We start from the raw sequence: 16,604 nt of genomic DNA, 5'->3' as shown, positions 1-16,604 counted from the left end.
AGACGCTGCGAGCAACGCCGAACCCCCAATGTCGGTCCGCGCGGGTGAACGGTCAATGACCGGCCCCTTCACAGGCGAGTGTTCCGTCCGCACTACCAGGGCTGATCCGCCAGCACGGACGCCCCGGAGGCCCGGGCGCGGTCGGTCTGGATGCGACGAACCGTCGCCTCGGCGGCCGGGTCGTTCATGACCCCGCCGATGCCGATCAGGACGCGCGCCGCCTCGCCCGAGACGCCGAACATCTCGGACAGGGCCTCGAACGGCGATTCCGGCGTCGGATAGCGTTTGAAGCGCACCGACTCGTCGGCCGGAATGCGGGCCAGCTCGCGCGCCTTGGCGATGGCTTCCTCGAGACCGCCCAGCTGGTCCACCAGGCCCAGGGTCTTGGCCTGGGCGCCGGTCCAGACGCGGCCGCGCGCGATCTCGCGCACCCGGGCGGGCGGCAGGCGCCGGCCGGTCGAGACGCGGGTGATGAACTCCTCATAGGTCCGGTCGATCTGGGCCGAGAAGGCCGCCCGCTGCGCCGGGGTGAAGGACTGCGACGGCGAGAAGGCGTCGGCGTATTCGCCGCCGACCGACAGGTTGCGCATGTCGACGCCGAACCGCCCCAGGGCGTCGGCCAGGACCAGCTTGCCCCCGTACACGCCGATCGAGCCGGTCAGGGTCGAGGGCTGGGCCACGATCCAGTTGGCTTCCGAGCTGATCCAGTAACCGCCCGAGGCGGCGTAGTCGCCCATCGACACCACCACCGGCTTGCCCGCCGCCCTGGCCGCGCGCACCGCCGCCAGGATCTGTTCCGAGGCCTCGGGCGAACCGCCCGGCGAGGAAACCCGGAAGACGATGGCCTTGACCGCCTTGTCCTCGATGGCGTCGTAGAGGGCCTCGGCCAGATCGTCCGACATGATGGACGAACCACCCCCGAACACATCGCCGCCGCCGGTGCCGGTGTTGATCGCGCCTTCTCCGCCGACGATGGCGATGGCGTTCCGGCCCGCGCCCGCCCGTTCGCCCTTGGACGAGGCGTAGTCGGAGAACTCCACGATCTCGGCCCCGCGGCCGGCGCGGCGTCTGGCTTCGGCCTCGGCCTCCTCGACCTGTCCGATCTTGTCGATCAGGCGCAGCCGGCGGGCCTCAGCGGAGGAATAGGGGCCCGCCTCGACGGTCGCCCGCAGCGCCTGCGGGGTCAGCTTCCGGTCCTGGGCCGCATTGGCCAGGGCCGAGACATAGATTGACGTCATCCACGCCGTCATCGCCTCGCGATGGGCCGGGGTGAAGTCGCTCTCGGTGAATTCATTGACGGCGTTCTTGTATTCGTAGCGCTGCTCGAACTGGGGCGTGACGCCGTATTTGTCGAAGGCCCGGCCGAGGAAGATTCCGTCGGACGAGAAGCCCGCCAGCTGGAAGCTGGCCGTGTTCTGCATCCACAGTTCCGACGCCGAGGCGCCGACCATATAGCTCGACACCGCGGTTCCGACCGGCTGGAAGCCCTGGCTGTGGGCGATGACGACCTTGCCCGAGCGGCGGAAGCGGCGGACCGCCTGGCGGATTTCATCGGCCGCGGCCGGGGTGATCCCGCCCTCCGGCAGGCGGATCAGCAGCGCCTTGACCCGGTTGTCGGTCTCGGCCTGGGCCAGGACGTCGACCACCTGCAGCGTCGACAGCCCGCCGCCGCCGAACGCCGCGAACGGATTGGTCGGGGTCTGGTCGGTGATCCCGTCCCGCAGGTCCAGCTCCAGCACCGTATTGGCCGGCGTCGGCTCCTTCGACGAGGCCGAGCTGATCGCCACGGTGATCAGGATGAAGGGCACCACGATCAGGAACAGGAAAAGCCCGGCGAAGACGCCCAGCACGGTCAGGAAAAACTGCTTCATGGGGCGCGACGTGGTCCGGGGCGCGGGCCGGAGCATGGCCGCATCAGGACCATAAGGCGGCAGACCCGCTCGTCAAATGAACCTCACGTAACGAGCGAATGCGCCGCAGCATCGGATGGTGCGCCGCAACGAGGGCGATTGATGGCGCCCCCGCGAACCCCTATATGAGCGGTCTGCGAGCGGGGGCCTATCGCCCCGCGTCATTTCCGGACCGCACTCCCCATGCTGGTCACCCTGATGAAGGCCAAGCTGCACCGCGCCACGGTGACCCAGGCCGACCTCGACTATGAAGGCTCGATCGCCATCGACGCCGACCTGCTGGACGCCGCGGGCATCTTTCCGCACGAGCAGGTCGATGTGCTGAACATCACCAACGGCGCGCGCTTCACCACCTACGCCATCGAGGCCCCGCGCGGCTCGAAGGTCATCGGCGTCAACGGCGCCGCGGCCCGGCTGGTGCAGAAGCACGACAAGGTCATCATCGTCACCTACGGCCAGATGCCGGAGGAAGAGGCGCGCCAGTGGTCGCCGACCGTGGTGCTGCTGGACGACCGCAACGAGATCAAGCGCGCGGCTTGACGACGGCGCGCGCCGGGCCTTCCCTGTCCGCAGGGAGACTGGCCGATGGCGCGCACGATCCAGACACTGCAGTGGGCCCTGTTCGGCCTCTATGTCGTCGCGGGCGCGGTCGCCCTGATGCTGGCCACGCCGGCGGGCCTGCGCGTGCTGGGCCTGACGGACGGCATGGTGTCCTTCCTGCCCGCCAGGATCCTCGGCCTGCCGTGGAGCCTGCCGCTGTTCCTCATGGACGACGGGCCCGTCACCGCCCTGGCGGTGCTGGGCATCTGCTACGGACTGAACGTCGGCGTCGGGCTGATGCTCGTGCGGGGGTCGCGCTGAGTGGCTGGCGGCGAGTGATCAGGTACGCATGACGACCGGACGCAACCACCCGGCCCTCGCCACTCACCACTCGCCACTTCCTCGATCTACCGCGCCAGGTCGTACACGCCCGTGATGTCGATCCGCACCGTCAGCTCTCCGGCCGCGACCGGGGTGGAGCTGTCCGACTCCATGGCCTGGGCGGCCATGCGGTACACCGGCTGCGGCTGGGGCGCATAGCCGCCGCCTTCCGACAGCGAGCGGATGCCGCCCAGATTGACGCCCAGGGCCTGGGCATACAGCGCCGCCTTGGCCTGCAGGTTGCGCACCGCGATCTGGCGGGCCCGGTTCTCGGCCGAGGTCGGATCCTTGAGGCCGAACGAGATGCCGTCGATCTGGTTGACGCCCGCGGCGACCACGGCGTCGGCGGTCGTGCCCACGGCGTCCAGATCATTGATGATCACCGTCACCCGGTTGTTGGCCTGATAGCCGCGCAGCCGGGGCGGTTCATTCTGGACGTAGTCGTACTGGGCCGACAGGTTCAGGCCCGAGGTCTGGACATCGCGCTCGGCGATCCCGGCCCGGCGCAGGGCGGCCATCACCTCGTTCATCCGCGTCGCGTTCAGTCGCATGGCCTCGGCGGCGGTCGTCGCCTCGGTGACGACGCCGAAGCTGACGGTGGCCATGTCCGGCGCGGTCTTGACCTCGCCATAGGCCGACAGGTTCAGGGCCGGGCGATCGGCGACGGCGTGGATCACCATCGGCGCGCCGCCCTCGGGCTGCGACTGGGCGCGGGCGGCGGGCGCGGCGAACAGGGCGGCGGCGGCCATCGCCGCGCCGCTCAGCAGCAGCAGGCGGTTGGAGACGGCGGGCGCGGCGACGGCGCGGGCGGCGGGACGGTTCATTGCGTCGAATCTCCTGGAAGCAGCGGGGCCGTTCACCCGAAAGTGGGCGACGACCATGGCCGCACCTTGACCATTGGCCGCTGAATGAACGCCTGCGTACCCTGGCGGTTTCCGTTCATCGGCGTGAAATCGGAGACAGGTGGGCGGCGACGCGGCCGGCGCTTGGCAAGCCGCCGCCCCGCCTGCTAGGCCACGCCCACGGCGGGCGCGTAGCTCAATGGTTAGAGCCGACCGCTCATAACGGTCTGGTTGGGGGTTCGAGTCCCTCCGCGCCTACCGCCGCCGACCCGCCCTGATCAGGCGGCTTCGCGGAAATCGCCCTTCAGCACATCGACCAGCCGTTCACCGCGATACAGGCTGAGCGTCGCCGCAACCGGCCAGTCGAGCGCCATCCGGTGCGCCTTGCGCAGCGCCGCCTCATCATCCCCGGCGTCGAGGACGCAGAGTTCCGCCACGGGCTCTGCGGGCAGGCTCACGATGCAGAAATAGCTGTCCATCCGGCCTCTCCGTGGAGGCCGTTCAACTAGCTGTCGTCCGACTCGTTCCTGTGACGGCTTCCTGACATTTGGAAGTCGGCCTACCGCCCCCAGAGTCCCCCGCCCCGGCTCCAGCGGTCGTCGCCGCGGTAGCGGTTGTCGGGGATGTAGCGGCCGTCGCGGTCGTACCAGCCCTGGCCGTCGCGATAGTCGTCATAGCCGTCGGGCTGATAGCCGTCGTCCTGATAGGGCAGGCCCAGCAGGCCGTCCTCGTCGTCCCACCAGTCGCGCGGATACGAACTGTCCTCGCAGGTCCAGCCCTCGCCGGGCCGCCAGTAAGGCTCGTACCGGCCGCGGTAGCGGTCGCGGAACTGGGGCCGGCAGGCGTATTGCGACCAGACGCGGTTGCCGCTGGCCTCCACCGTGGCGCGGGCCTCGCGATAGATGACCTCGCGCACGCCGGCGAAGACGTTGTTGACCACCACCGCATGACCCGAGGCGGCGGCGACGCCGACCGTCGTGGCGCGGATGCGGCTGTCCGCCAGCCTCAACTCGCCATTGTAGAGCACCACCCCCTTGTCGGAGCGGCCGATCCGGCTGTTGTGGATCTGCACCGAGGCGCCCTCGACGGCGACGCCCTCGACATAGCCGACGATGGCGGTGTTCTCGATCTCGACCCGGCCGTATTCGCGGGCCGAGCGCACCACCACCCCGATCGCGCGCGGCCCGAAGGCGTTGGGCGCCCCCGTCCCCTTCAGGGTCGTCGAACCGATGCGCGAGGTCTGGCCCGCGCCCGGGATCAGCTCCAGCCCCGACTGGGCGCCCGTCACCACCATTTCCCAGGCGGTCAGCACCGCCCCGTCGGCGACGATGGCCGGGGCCACGGTCTGGGCGTCGATCACCGCATTGCGGATGTCCAGCAGACCGCCGTCCAGATAGATCGCCGCCTCGTCCCCCGCATGGCGGAAGCCGACCCGGTTCATGACGATCTCGGCGCCGTAGCCGACGATGCAGGCCGCGTCGCCGGCGCGGGGCGAGGCGAACATCATGTCGCGGATCTCGACCCGCACCCCCGGCGCCACCGTCATGCACGGCAGGCCGTCGGGCGCGATCAGGGTCGGCGTGGGATTGCGGTCCCAGTCGCGCGGATCGAAGCCGCCCTCGCCGATGATGGTCAGGGGCTTGTCGATGTTCAGCCAGCCGACGCAAGCCCCGCCCCGCGCGCGGATCACCAGGGTCCCGCCCGGCCGCACGCGGCGCACCGCGTCCTCGACCCCGCCGCTGCCGGGATTGCCGCCGCAGTCGACCAGCACGACCTCTTCCCCGCGCGGATAGCCGCCCGGATAGCCCGGCCGCCAGTCGGGCCGGTGCCGGCCGTAGTCATAGCGGCGGTGCGAGGAGCCCCGGTTGCGAGAACTGCGCGTCGGCGGGTCCAGCAGGATGCCGAAATTGGGCCGCGTCTGGCTTTCCACCTGGGCCGCCACCTGGGCTTGCGCGGTCTGAGGGCCGGTCAGGACGAAGGCGCCCACGGCGGCGGCGATCAGGGCCGCTCCCCCGATGACGCTGGATATCCGGGCGAAGGGCGTGGGGCTGGTCATGATGCTACGCCCTCCTTAGCGGCGCTGCTGCGAACGGGAGACCTGGGCCAGCACGGCCTGCAGGCGGCCGGCCGAGGGGCCGAAGCCGGCCAGGGCGGAATCGATCCTCAGGGCCACGGCCTGGGCCTTGTCCTGATCGGCCACGCCGGAGACGCCGAGCGCGAAATAGCTCGACATGGCGAACTTGGCCTCGGGGCTGCCCTGACGCGCCGCCTCGTCGAACCATTTGAAGGCGCGGGCGTAGTCGGCCGGCAGGCCGATGCCCTCGGCGTACATCACCGCCAGCACCAGCTGCGCCTCGGACGACCCGTTGATCGACGCCAGCTGAATGGCCCGAACCCGCTCCAGATACGACAGCCGGCCCTCCATAGGATGGCCGAGCATGGCCTCCAGTGTCTCGATCTGCCGCTTCGACAGATCCTCGGGCCGGGCGGCGGCCGTCTCGGTGATTCCCAGATAGCGCAGGGCCCGGCCGACGTGGATGAACGGCAGTTCGCCCGCCATCCGCCCCAGGGCGTATTCATAGGCGTCGCCGCGCGGACGGCTTTCGTCCGAGAAGGGCACGCCCGAGCGCGGCGCGCTGTTGGGATAGAATTCGAACGGCGGCGTCCACTGCCGCGCCTTGGTCTCGACGAAACCCTGGTACTGGCCGCGGCTGGGCGCCGAGCGCTCGAAATCCTTGAGCAGGACATAGGCCCCGACGTCGCCCGTCTGCACCGCCAGATAGTTGTACAGATAGGCGTCGACGTCGTTGCGCTGGAACAGGTTGGTGGCCGAGTAGTAGCCGCGCCGGTTGCGGTCGCGGGCATCGCCGGCCTTGCCCCGGCCCCAGGCCTCGCGCGCCTCGCGGTTGTCCTCGGGCTCGCCGAACGGGCCGTACAGGCCGTCGTGCAGCCGCGCCAGGGTGCGGTAGCCGTCGGCGTCCTGGGTCGACAGCACATAGATGACGCGGTCGCGGACCGCCTCCTGCTCCTCGCGCGTCATCTGCCCCAGCTGGCGGTCCAGCCGCTGATAGGCCGAATGGCGCTCATACGCGCGGCAGTCGTCGTATCTGGACAGCGGCCGCCAGCCGCCGAAGCCGCCGCGATCGACGCGGTTGATCGGCGCATAGCCCTCGTCATTGGCCAGGGCCAGGGCGTACCAGGTGGCGCTCTCGATCGGGTCTTCGATGTTCTTGTCGGTGGCCCGCACGGCGGCGTAGCGCGCGCCCAGCTCCAGCTGGGCGAAGAAGTCGCCGCGGAAGGCCGCGCGGCGCAGCGCCCGCAGCCCCGTCTCCTGGGCGTTGAACTCGGACCCCGTCAGGGAGGCCGGGCGCGGACAGGCGTTGCCGGCCGTCCCGCCCGCCGGTTGCCAGAAGCGCACCCCGTCCCGATCACCGCACGAGACCATGCCCAGGGCGGTCAGGGCGAGGACGCCGGCCACCGCCGCTATGGCGATCGGACCGCGCCGGCCATGCGGGCGAGGCTGGTCGTCATGGTCCGATTGATCGTCGCGCATACGCCCCCCTTCGATCAAAAGCCGACAGCCCCGGGGCCCGCACGCTCAAGCTTGCGCAAGGGGGACAGTCCCGTCCAGTTAACCATCTGTCAAGGTTAACGCCAGTTTGCGACAAAGCGTTGCCGCACCACCGCCCTTTTGTGTCCGGTAGCGGACTTATCCCCACGAATCAGTAGCTTGCGGACTCGCCCGTGAGGGGAAAACCGCCCTCTCGCCAGTGAGGGCGGGCGTCCCTATATGCATCGGCCAGACCGCCGGAGCCCTGCATGTCCTACCTCGCCCGCGACGACCGCCCCGCCGACAAGGCCGCGCGCTACGCCGAGCTGGAAGACGAGATCCTGGCCGTGCTGGACGGCGAGCCCAACCGCGTCGCGCGCATGGCCACGGTCGCCTCCATGCTGGCCGACGCCTTCCCCGTCTTCTTCTGGACCGGCTTCTACGTCGTCGACCCCGACAAGGCCGATGAACTGGTGGTCGGCCCCTATCAGGGGACGCTGGGCTGCCTGCGCATCGCCTTCGGCCGCGGCGTCTGCGGCGCGGCCGCCCGCGACCGGGCCACGCAGATCGTCGACGACGTCCACGCCTTCCCCGGCCACATCGCCTGCGACGCCCGTTCGGCCAGCGAGATCGTCGTGCCGGTCTTCGATGCGGACGGCGGCCTGATCGCCGTGTTCGACGTCGACGCCACCGAGACGTCCGCTTTTGACGCAGCGGACGCCTATGCTCTGGAAAGACTGATGGCGCGCGTCTTCGCCTGATCCGGGGTAGACGGAGTAGACGGAGTAGACTGTCTTTTTTTGTCAGGCGATCATGGAGGTGCGTGGATGTCGGAACGGGTGATCGCGATCACGGGCGGCCATGGCGCCCTCGGCCGCGCCGTCGTCGAGGCGGCGCTGGCGGACGGGCTGAAGGTGGCGATCATCGATCACGCCGCAGGCCAGTCCGCGCCTGACGGCGTGCTGGAACTGGGCGGCGTCGACCTGACCGACCCGGCTTCGGCGGCCAAGGCCATCGACGCCGTCGCCGCGCATTTCGGCCGGCTGGACGCCCTGCTGAACATCGCCGGCGGCTTTGTTTGGCAAACTACAGAAGACCCGGAACCCGCTTGGGCGAGGATGTTCGCCCTCAACCTGACCACCGCCCTGAACGCCAGCCGCGCCGCCCTGCCCCACCTGAAGCGCTCCGACGAGGGCCGCATCGTCAACGTCGGCGCCCATGGCGCGCTCAGGGCCGCGGCCGGCATGGGCGCCTACGCCGCCTCCAAATCGGGCGTCCACCGCCTGACCGAGGCCCTGGCCGAAGAGCTGAAATCCACCTCCGTGACCGTCAACGCGGTCCTGCCCTCGATCCTCGACACCGATCAGAACCGCCGGGACATGCCCGACGCCGACCCCGCCACATGGGTCCAGCCCTCCGATCTGGCGCGGGTCATGCTGTTCCTGGCCTCGCCGGACAGCCGCGCCGTCACCGGCGCCCTGGTCCCTGTCACGGGGAGGGTGTGATGCCGGGCGCACTGATCCTTCTCCCCTCGGGGGAGAAGGTGGGCCGCGCAGCGGCTCGGATGAGGGGGCTGGTTCAGCTTGCTCACTTTTCAACGATCGCGCGCGCGTCCGCCTTCCCCCTCATCCGTCAGGCTTCGCCTGACACCTTCTCCCCCGAGGGGAGAAGGGCATGACAACCCTCACCCGCTCGGTCCTCTACCTGCCCGCCAGCAATCCGCGCGCCATCGAAAAGGCGCGCGGCCTGAACGCCGACGCCGTCATCCTCGACCTCGAGGACGCCGTCGCTCCCGACGCCAAGGCCGAAGCGCGTCAGGCCGCCGTCGAAGCCCTGTCGGCCGGCGGCTTCAGCGGCCACGTCGGGGTCCGGGTCAACGGCCTCGACACGCCCTGGGGCGCGGACGATCTGACGGCCCTCTGCATTCACAAACCCGACTTCGTCGTGGCCCCCAAGATCGAGAGCCCCGAGGCCGTGCGCGAGATCGCCGCCCTTCTGCCCGCCGACGTCGCCCTGTGGATCATGATCGAGACGCCGCTGTCGGTCCTGCGGCTCGACGCCATCGCCGGGGCCGGCGCCCCGCTGGCGGCCCTGATGCTGGGGATCAACGACTTCGGCGAGCGGATGAACCTCGTCCTCGGCCCCGACCGCGAGCCGCTGAAACCCTGGCTGGCCGCCCTGGTCGCCGCCGCGCGCGGCCACGGCCTGCTGGCCATCGACGGCGTGGTCAACGCCACGGACGACGCCGACCGTCTGCGGACCGAATGCCTGCAGGGCCGCGCCTTCGGCTTCGACGGCAAGAGCCTGATCCACCCCGCCCAGATCGAGGCCGCCAACGCCGCCTTCTCGCCCTCGCCCGAAGAGGTCGCCCGGGCCCGCGAGGTCGTCGCCGCCTTCGCCGCCGCCGACGCGCAGGGCAAGGGCGCGATCCGGGTCGGCTACCGCATGGTCGAGCGCCTGCACCTCGACGCCGCCCACCGGCTGCTGGCGCGTCATGAGGCGGCCTCGACGCGGCCCCAAGTCCCGCCTATCTAGTCCGTCCAGAAACAGAACCCGGCCCTCAAGCAGCGAGGCGCCGCGCGCCGAGCGTTAGGGCCCCCTCTATGACCAATGCCGTCATCGCCGCCACCGGCCTGTTCACCCCCGAACAGTCGATCTCCAACGCCGAGCTGGTCGCCGCCTACAATGCCTATGCGGAACAGTTCAACGCCGACCACGCCGCCGAAATCCTCGAGGGCGACGTCGCCGAACTGACCCCCTCCTCGGTCGAGTTCATCGAGAAGGCCTCGGGCATCAAGTCGCGCTTCGTGCTCGACAAGGCCGGCGTCCTCGACCCGGCCCGCATGGCGCCCAACATCCCCGAGCGCGCCGACGACGCGCTGTCGGTCATGGCCGAGATGGCCGTCGCCGCCGCGCGTCAGGCCATCGCCGCCTGGGGCAAGCCGGTCTCGGAGATCGGCGCCGTCCTGTGCGCCGCCTCCAACATGCCGCGCCCCTATCCGGCCCTGTCGATCGAGGTGCAGCAGGCGCTCGGCATCGAGGGCTTCGCCTTCGACATGAACGTCGCCTGCAGCTCGGCCACCTTCGGCATCAAGACCGCCGCCGACTTCATCGCCTCGGGCTCGGTCAAGGCCGTGCTGATGGTCAATCCCGAGGTCTGTTCGGCCCATCTCAACTTCAGGGACCGCGACAGCCACTTCATCTTCGGCGACGTCGCCACCGCCGTGATCGTCGAGTCCTCCGATCAGGCCGGCCCGGGCGGATGGGACATCCTCGGCACGCGGCTGAAGACGGTCTTCTCGAACAACATCCGCAACAATTTCGGCTTCCTCAACAACGCCGCCCCCGAAGGCATCGGCCAGCCGGACAAGCTGTTCATCCAGCAGGGCCGCAAGGTCTTCCGGGATGTGGTGCCCATGGTCTCGGAGATGATCATCGACCACGCCGCCGAGCTGGGCGTCGATCCCACGACCCTGAAGCGGATGTGGCTGCACCAGGCCAATATCAACATGAACCAGTTCATCGGCCGCAAGGTGCTGGGCCGCGACCCGACGCCCGACGAGAACGTCATCATCCTCGACGACTACGCCAACACCTCATCGGCCGGGTCGATCATCGCCTTCCACCTGCGCCAGCAGGACATGGCCCCCGGCGACATCGGCCTGATCTGCAGCTTCGGCGCCGGTTATTCGGCCGGGACCGTCTTCGTGCGGAAGCGCGCCTGATGGTCGACCGCAGCGATATCGGCGCCGTCGTCGACGCCATGTACGCCTGCATCTCCGGCCCCGCCGGCCCGCGCGACTGGGCGACCCAGCGCGAGATCTTCCACCCCGACAGCCGTCAGGCCCGCACCGGCCTCGACGCCGACGGCCGTCCGACCCTGATCGTCATGGGCCGCGAGGAATACCAGGCCAACGTCACGCCCTTCTTCGAAGCCACAGGCTTCTTCGAGGTCGAGATCAGCCGCCGCATCACCGAGTTCGGCAACATGGCCCACGTCTGGTCGATCTACGAAGCCCGCACCGCCCCGGAGGACGCCGAGCCCGAGCGCCGCGGGATCAACTCCATCCAGCTCTGCCGCGGTCCCGACGGCCTCTGGTCGATCCTGCACATGATCTGGGACAACGAGCGTCCCGGTCTCAGCGTGTCGTCCTAGCCACGGCGGCGGCGGGCGCGGCGGCGGGCGCCTTGGCCGGATGCGTCGCCTTCCACTCCATCGCCCGCCGGATCCGGTTCTCGACCGAGGGGTGGTCGTAGAAGAGGATCTCCTCGATCGCCGAGGGCGAGGGCGCGCGGTATTCCGCCGTCTTGATCAGGGCCCTGGACAGCCCGTCCGGCTCATTGGCGTGCACCAGCGAGAACCGGTCGGCGTCCGCCTCGATCGTCCGGACCAGGGTCGCCATCACCGGCGTGGCCAGCAGGCCCAGAACCGCCGCGATGGCCGCCAGCACCGGCAGGCCCGCCGGATCGGAGACATCCCCCACCCGGTCGGCGCCCAGCAGCCGCTTCGCCAGCGGGAACAGCCGGTCGATCAGGAAGAAGCCCAGCGCCGCCAGCAGGATGAAGACGCCGGTGAGCCACAGCGAATGCATGTGGACATAGTGGCCCATCTCATGGCCCACGACGCCCCGGACCTCGGCGATGTCCGCGCCCTTGGTGAACATGACGTCGCTCATCGCCACCCGCGCCGAGCCGAACAGGCCCGAGACATTGGCCGTATAGCGGTCCGACTGTTTCGAGCCGTCATAGATGTAGATCTTGTCGTCCGGCGTGCCCGTGGCATGGGCCAGCTCGACCACCGCGTCGCGCACCGGCCCGTCCGGCGCCGGCGTATAGGTGTTGAACAGCGGCTCGATCAGGATCGGCGAGACGATCAGCATGAAGACCACGGCCGCCGCCGTCAGTCCCGCGCCCCACGCCCACCACAGCCGCCGCGCATGCCGGATGATGAAATACAGACCGACGATCAGCAGCCCCATGAAGACGACCGAGATCGCCGTCCCCATCACCGCCTCGGTCAGCCACCCCGTCAGCGGCTGGCTGGTCAGGCCATACCGTTTCTCGCGCCACCAGCTTTCGTAGATCGACCACGGCAGGGTCAGGACGAAGCTCATCAGCATCCAGACCACGCCGACCAGCAGCGACACCAGCTTGGGCCGTCGGCGCCGGCGCTCCAGCCGGTCGCGGATGCCGCTCAGCACCCCCGTGCGGATGATGATCCAGGCCACGACGATCGAGACCACGGCGCCCCACAGCAGCAGCCAGTGGCCGCCGCGGGTATAGGCCACGGCCCGCTCCAGATCCTCGGGCGAGAGGGTCGCCAGCCAGCGCGCGGTCTCGGCCGCGGGGTCGATGCTCATGACGGTGTCCTCCCTGACGCCGCCAGTTGATCCGGGTCGAGCAAGGTTGTCAGCTTAAATCGCCGTCATGCGCTGTGACTCAAGCCGCCGCCACCGCCTCGATCTCGACCAGCCAGTCCTCGTCGAAGATGCCGGTGATGATCACCGTCAGGGCCGGTTGACGCCCGGCCAGACGGCGCAGCCGCACGGCCCGGTTCTCCTCGGCCCGGTCCCGGTCCGACAGGAAGGTCGTCACCTTGACGAGGTTGTCCAGGGTCATGCCCGCCGCCGCCAGCTGGGTCTCGACATTGTCCCAGACCTGCTCGCACTGGCCGGTGAAGTCGTGGGCCAGCGAGCCGTCCGGCGCCACCGGGATCTGGCCCGAAAGATACAGCCACCGCGTCGGCGCCGTGACCTCGACCGCCTGCGGATAAGCCCCCTCGATCGGCGGAGAGCCGTCGCCGGTCAGGGGACGGAGGATCCCGGTCACCGGCGCCTCCCTACTGACGCGCCGCGTCCGAGCGGGCGCGCACCACGGCGAACTCCGACGTCGGCTTCCAGCCCGGCCAGTCGCCGCTGTTCGCGAGGTCGAGCCCGAGGTGATAGAACAGGGTCAGGTTCTCCACCGCCGAGGTCAGGTCCCAGTCGGCCGACCATTCGTCCGAGGCCTTGTGATAGTCGGCCGCGAACTTGGCGCGCCACGCCGCCTCTCCGGCTTCACGCCCGCCCTCGACCCAGTCCCAGCCGTGCCACGGCATGATCGCCGGCACGCCCATGCGGGCGAACGGGAAATGGTCCGAGCGGTAGTAGAAGCCTTCCTCCGGCATGTGGTCGTCCGAGACATAGCGGCCCAGCGGTTCGGCCAGGGCCTGAAGCCGGTCTTCCAGATCGTTCTGCCCCTTGCCGAAGATCGGCACGTCGCGGGTCGGGCCCGACAGCGGCAGCATGTCGATATTGATGTCCGCCACCGTGGTCTCCAGCGGATACACCGGGTCGGCGGCGTAGCCATAGGCGCCCATCAGACCCATCTCCTCGGCCGCCATATGGGCGAAGACGATCGACCGCTTCGGCGCCGGCGCGGCCTTGAGCTGACGCGCCATCTCCAGCACGCCGATGGTGCCCGAGGCGTTGTCCCACGCCCCGTTCCAGATCTGGTCGCCGGTCACGGTCGGATGCTGGGCCGCGCCGCCGACATGGTCCCAGTGGGCCGAATAGATGATGGTCTCTTCCGGATGCTCGGTCCCCGGAATCCGGGCCAGCAGATTGTGGGTGACCAGGGTCTCGATGGTCTCGGCGACCTCGACCGACAGGGTGACCCCCGGGAGGGCCACGGCCTTGAACGACCCGTCGGCGATGCTCGGCAGCTGGCTGATGTCCAGACCGGCGGCGGCGGCCCAGGCGGCGGCCGTGTCGTGCGGCATGGCGCCCGAAAACTCCAGATCGGCCGCGCCCGGGGTCAGGGTGCGGGTGCGGGCGCCGCCGCGCAGGGCGCCCTGCCACATCGGCGACGCGGCGGGCTGGGCCACCAGGGTGATGATCCCGACCGCGCCCCGACGGAAGGCCTCGTCGGCCTTGTATGCGCCCGACTGGTAGTTGGTCGCATATTCGCCGTTGAAGCGCTCGCCGTCGGGTTCGCCGGCGGCGACCACCACGACCTTGCCGCGCACGTCGGCGTCGCCATAGTCGTCCCACTGGCGTTCGGGGGCGTAAATGCCGTGACCGACGAAGACGACGCCCGCATTGCTGATCGAGGCGCGGCCGTCATTGGTCGCGGCGCGCACGACGATGTCGGTCCCCGGCGTCAGGGCGTGAACCTGCCCGTCCGGACCGGTCCAGCTGGCGGTCGCGCCGGCGACGGGGGTGTAGCGTTTCAGCTCGACCGGCTGCAGCCACTGGCCGTCCGGGCCGCCGGGCTCCATGCCCATGGCCTCGTACTGCGCCTGCAGCCAGGACAGCACCATCCGCTCGCCCTCGGTCCCGGGATAACGGCCCTGGTATTCGTCGGCGCTGATGGTGCGGATGCCGTCGCTGATCCGCGCGGCCGAGAAGTCCTGGGCCGAGGCCATGCCGGCGGCCAGAAGCACGGCGGCGACGGCGACGCCGCCCATCATCTTGCGAAACATAGGTGTGGGCTCCATCCCCGGATTTGCTGGCGCGCACTCTAGGGAGACGTCCGGACGGCGTCCGTTAAGTTTTCGTCATGCACGGGCCCTCTCCCTCCCCTTGTGGGGAGGGATGTCGACGCGAAGCGGCGACAGGGTGGGGGGCGGCTCGGCAGGACCGACGCCGGCGTGTGGATCGTTGAGCCCTCCCCACCCGGTCGCTGCGCGACCACCCTCCCCACAAGGGGGAGGGAGAACGCCGTGCCTACCGCCGCTGGGCGGCACTCGGCGCGCGCGCCGGACCGAACTCCGAGCCGGGCATCCACTCCGGCCAGTCGCGGCTGTTGGCCAGATCCCGGCCGATGTTGAAGATCAGCGCCAGATCCTCGACCTGACCGCGCAGGTCCCAGTCGGCCGACCATTCGTCATCGGCCTGGTGATAGCGGCGCGAACCGTATTCCGACCGGGCCGCGTCGCGCGCGGCGATCGGCTCGTCGCGGAAGGCGCCGCCGCCGTCGACATAGGCCATCGGCACGCCGCGCTTGGCCAGGGGGAAGTGGTCCGAGCGGAAATAGCTGCCCGAGGCGGGATTGCTGTCCGGCCGGGCGGTGCGGCCCTGACGCGTCGCCTCGGCGGTGACGCGGGCGTCCAGGTTGGACTGGCCCGAGCCGATGATGTCCACGTCGGCGACCCGGCCATAGACGTTCATGGCGTCGATGTTGAAGCCCGCCACGGTGGTGGCCAGCGGCCAGACCGGATTGGCGGCGTAGAATTCCGAGCCCAGCAGTCCGCTCTCTTCCGCCGTGAAGCTGATCATCACGATCGACCGCTCGGGACGCGGACCGGCGGCCCAGAGGCGCGCAAGCTCCAGCAGGCCGGCGGTTCCCGTCGCATTGTCGACCGCGCCGTTGAAGATGGCGTCGCCGTTCGCATCGGGCTCGCCGACGCCGATATGGTCCCAGTGGCCGGTGTACAGGATGGTCTCGTCCGGATGGGTCGAGCCCGGCAGACGGGCGATGACGTTGCGGGTCGTGACCCGGCTTGTGGCCACGTCGAACGATCCGCTGAAGGTCGCGCCGGCCAGTTCGACCGGGCGGAAGTCCCGCCCCCGGGCGCTGGTCTTCAGCGCCTCGAAGTCCTGCCCCGCGCGGCGGAACAGGTCGACGGCGACATCGCGCTGCATCCAGGCTTCCATCGGCGCCCGTTCGGCGGCGGCGTTGGCGCGGACGATGTCGAACTGCGGACCCGACCAGCTGTTCTGCACCGTGGCCCAGCCGTAGGAGGCCGGGGCCGTCTCGTGCACGATGATGACGCCGGCCGCGCCCTGACGCGCCGCCTCCTCGTATTTGTAGGTCCAGCGGCCGTAGTAGGTCATGGCCCGGCCGTTGAAGGTGTCCAGCGCCGGCTCCTCGAAGTCGGCGTCGTTGACCAGCACGACGATCACCTTGCCGCGCACGTCCACGCCCTTGAAGTCGTCCCAGTTCCGCTCGGGCGCCTTGATGCCGTAGCCGACGAAGACCAGCGGCTTGTCCGCCAGCATGACGTGGTCGCCCGGCAGACGGGTCGAGATGGTGATCTGCTGGCCCTGGTTCAGCGGGATCGCCGCGTCGCCGACCTTGAACTGCGCCCGCACGTTCGAGGCGGTGAAACGGTTCAGCGCCACGTCCTGGGTCCACGACCCGTTGGCGCCGCCGGGCTGGAAGCCGGCCGCGGCGTATTGTTCGCTCAGATAACGGACGGTCATGTCCTCGGCCGGGGTGGCGATGCCGCGGCCCTGGTAGGCGTCGCTGGCCAGCACGCGCACATGCTCGGACAGCCGGGCGGTGTCGAAGGTCGCGGCGGCCGGGGCCGCGCTCCCTCCGTCCATGGTCGCGCAGGCGGACAACAGGGCGGCGGCGGCGAGCACCGCGGCGGTCGGGAACAGACGCATGGACGGATAC

16 protein-coding genes and 1 tRNA gene are annotated in these 16,604 nt (G+C 69.9%); 8 read left to right on the top strand and 9 right to left on the bottom strand.

Annotated elements, in window-relative coordinates; genetic code table 11:
• Nucleotides 1–92 precede the first annotated feature (92 nt).
• Nucleotides 93–1,871, bottom strand: coding sequence for a signal peptide peptidase SppA (gene sppA, locus WC555_RS09750; protein ID WP_373253200.1), 1,779 nt, complete (start codon nt 1,869–1,871; stop codon nt 93–95).
• Nucleotides 1,872–2,093: 222 nt separating this feature from the next.
• Here sppA and panD point away from each other — a divergent pair, with 222 nt between their 5' ends.
• Complete coding sequence (gene panD / locus WC555_RS09745; RefSeq protein ID WP_373253198.1) at nt 2,094–2,450, top strand: aspartate 1-decarboxylase; 357 nt, start codon at nt 2,094–2,096, stop codon at nt 2,448–2,450.
• A gap of 45 nt (nt 2,451–2,495) precedes the next feature.
• The gene (locus tag WC555_RS09740; protein WP_373253194.1) at nt 2,496–2,771 is read left to right on the top strand and encodes a hypothetical protein; all 276 of its coding nucleotides are present in this window, start codon (nt 2,496–2,498) and stop codon (nt 2,769–2,771) included.
• 86 nt (nt 2,772–2,857) lie between these two features.
• On the opposite strand, the gene WC555_RS09735 is transcribed toward WC555_RS09740, so the two are convergent.
• On the bottom strand, nt 2,858–3,655 hold the full coding sequence (locus WC555_RS09735) for an SIMPL domain-containing protein (RefSeq protein ID WP_373253192.1): 798 nt from the start codon (nt 3,653–3,655) through the stop codon (nt 2,858–2,860).
• 203 nt (nt 3,656–3,858) lie between these two features.
• Between WC555_RS09735 and WC555_RS09730 the strand changes: the two genes are divergently transcribed.
• Nucleotides 3,859–3,931: transfer RNA gene (locus tag WC555_RS09730), tRNA-Ile, on the top strand.
• Nucleotides 3,932–3,951: 20 nt separating this feature from the next.
• On the opposite strand, the gene WC555_RS09725 is transcribed toward WC555_RS09730, so the two are convergent.
• The 3 genes from WC555_RS09725 to WC555_RS09715 all read right to left on the bottom strand — a co-directional run bounded on the left by WC555_RS09725 (nt 3,952) and on the right by WC555_RS09715 (nt 7,226).
• Complete coding sequence (locus WC555_RS09725; RefSeq protein ID WP_373253190.1) at nt 3,952–4,152, bottom strand: hypothetical protein; 201 nt, start codon at nt 4,150–4,152, stop codon at nt 3,952–3,954.
• Between the two features lie 80 nt (nt 4,153–4,232).
• Nucleotides 4,233–5,729, bottom strand: coding sequence for a hypothetical protein (locus WC555_RS09720; protein ID WP_373253188.1), 1,497 nt, complete (start codon nt 5,727–5,729; stop codon nt 4,233–4,235).
• 15 nt (nt 5,730–5,744) lie between these two features.
• Complete coding sequence (locus tag WC555_RS09715; protein WP_373253187.1) at nt 5,745–7,226, bottom strand: tetratricopeptide repeat protein; 1,482 nt, start codon at nt 7,224–7,226, stop codon at nt 5,745–5,747.
• A 266-nt stretch (nt 7,227–7,492) separates the two neighbouring features.
• On the opposite strand from WC555_RS09715, the gene WC555_RS09710 reads away from it, so the two are divergent.
• The 5 genes from WC555_RS09710 (at nt 7,493) to WC555_RS09690 (ending at nt 11,379) form a co-directional block, all read left to right on the top strand.
• On the top strand, nt 7,493–7,984 hold the full coding sequence (locus WC555_RS09710; RefSeq protein ID WP_373253185.1) for a GAF domain-containing protein: 492 nt from the start codon (nt 7,493–7,495) through the stop codon (nt 7,982–7,984).
• 66 nt (nt 7,985–8,050) lie between these two features.
• Entirely contained in the window at nt 8,051–8,728 is a 678-nt protein-coding gene (locus WC555_RS09705; RefSeq protein ID WP_373253182.1) for an SDR family NAD(P)-dependent oxidoreductase, read from the top strand.
• 169 nt (nt 8,729–8,897) lie between these two features.
• Nucleotides 8,898–9,758 (top strand): CoA ester lyase, encoded by an 861-nt coding sequence (locus tag WC555_RS09700; RefSeq protein WP_373253179.1) that lies wholly within the window; start codon nt 8,898–8,900, stop codon nt 9,756–9,758.
• 68 nt (nt 9,759–9,826) lie between these two features.
• Nucleotides 9,827–10,948 carry a beta-ketoacyl-ACP synthase III gene (locus tag WC555_RS09695; RefSeq protein WP_373253176.1) on the top strand — a complete coding sequence of 374 codons (1,122 nt, stop codon included), beginning with the start codon at nt 9,827–9,829 and terminating at the stop codon, nt 10,946–10,948.
• Nucleotides 10,948–11,379, top strand: a complete 432-nt coding sequence (locus tag WC555_RS09690; protein ID WP_373253174.1) for a hypothetical protein — start codon at nt 10,948–10,950, stop codon at nt 11,377–11,379. Before WC555_RS09695 ends, WC555_RS09690 begins: the two co-directional genes overlap by 1 nt.
• Here WC555_RS09690 and WC555_RS09685 read toward each other — a convergent pair.
• The 4 genes from WC555_RS09685 to WC555_RS09670 all read right to left on the bottom strand — a co-directional run bounded on the left by WC555_RS09685 (nt 11,363) and on the right by WC555_RS09670 (nt 16,594).
• Nucleotides 11,363–12,583, bottom strand: a complete 1,221-nt coding sequence (locus WC555_RS09685) for a M48 family metallopeptidase (protein WP_373253172.1) — start codon at nt 12,581–12,583, stop codon at nt 11,363–11,365. The genes WC555_RS09690 and WC555_RS09685 overlap by 17 nt on opposite strands.
• A 79-nt stretch (nt 12,584–12,662) precedes the next feature.
• The gene (locus tag WC555_RS09680; RefSeq protein WP_373253170.1) at nt 12,663–13,052 is read right to left on the bottom strand and encodes a RidA family protein; all 390 of its coding nucleotides are present in this window, start codon (nt 13,050–13,052) and stop codon (nt 12,663–12,665) included.
• Nucleotides 13,053–13,062: 10 nt separating this feature from the next.
• Nucleotides 13,063–14,685 carry a M28 family peptidase gene (locus WC555_RS09675; protein ID WP_373253168.1) on the bottom strand — a complete coding sequence of 541 codons (1,623 nt, stop codon included), beginning with the start codon at nt 14,683–14,685 and terminating at the stop codon, nt 13,063–13,065.
• Nucleotides 14,686–14,929: 244 nt separating this feature from the next.
• Entirely contained in the window at nt 14,930–16,594 is a 1,665-nt protein-coding gene (locus tag WC555_RS09670; RefSeq protein ID WP_373253165.1) for a M28 family metallopeptidase, read from the bottom strand.
• Between the last annotated feature and the right edge of the window lie 10 nt (nt 16,595–16,604).

The organism is Brevundimonas sp. (assembly GCF_041648615.1).
GTDB lineage: Bacteria > Pseudomonadota > Alphaproteobacteria > Caulobacterales > Caulobacteraceae > Brevundimonas.
This window is presented reverse-complemented; position numbering and strand designations above follow the sequence as displayed.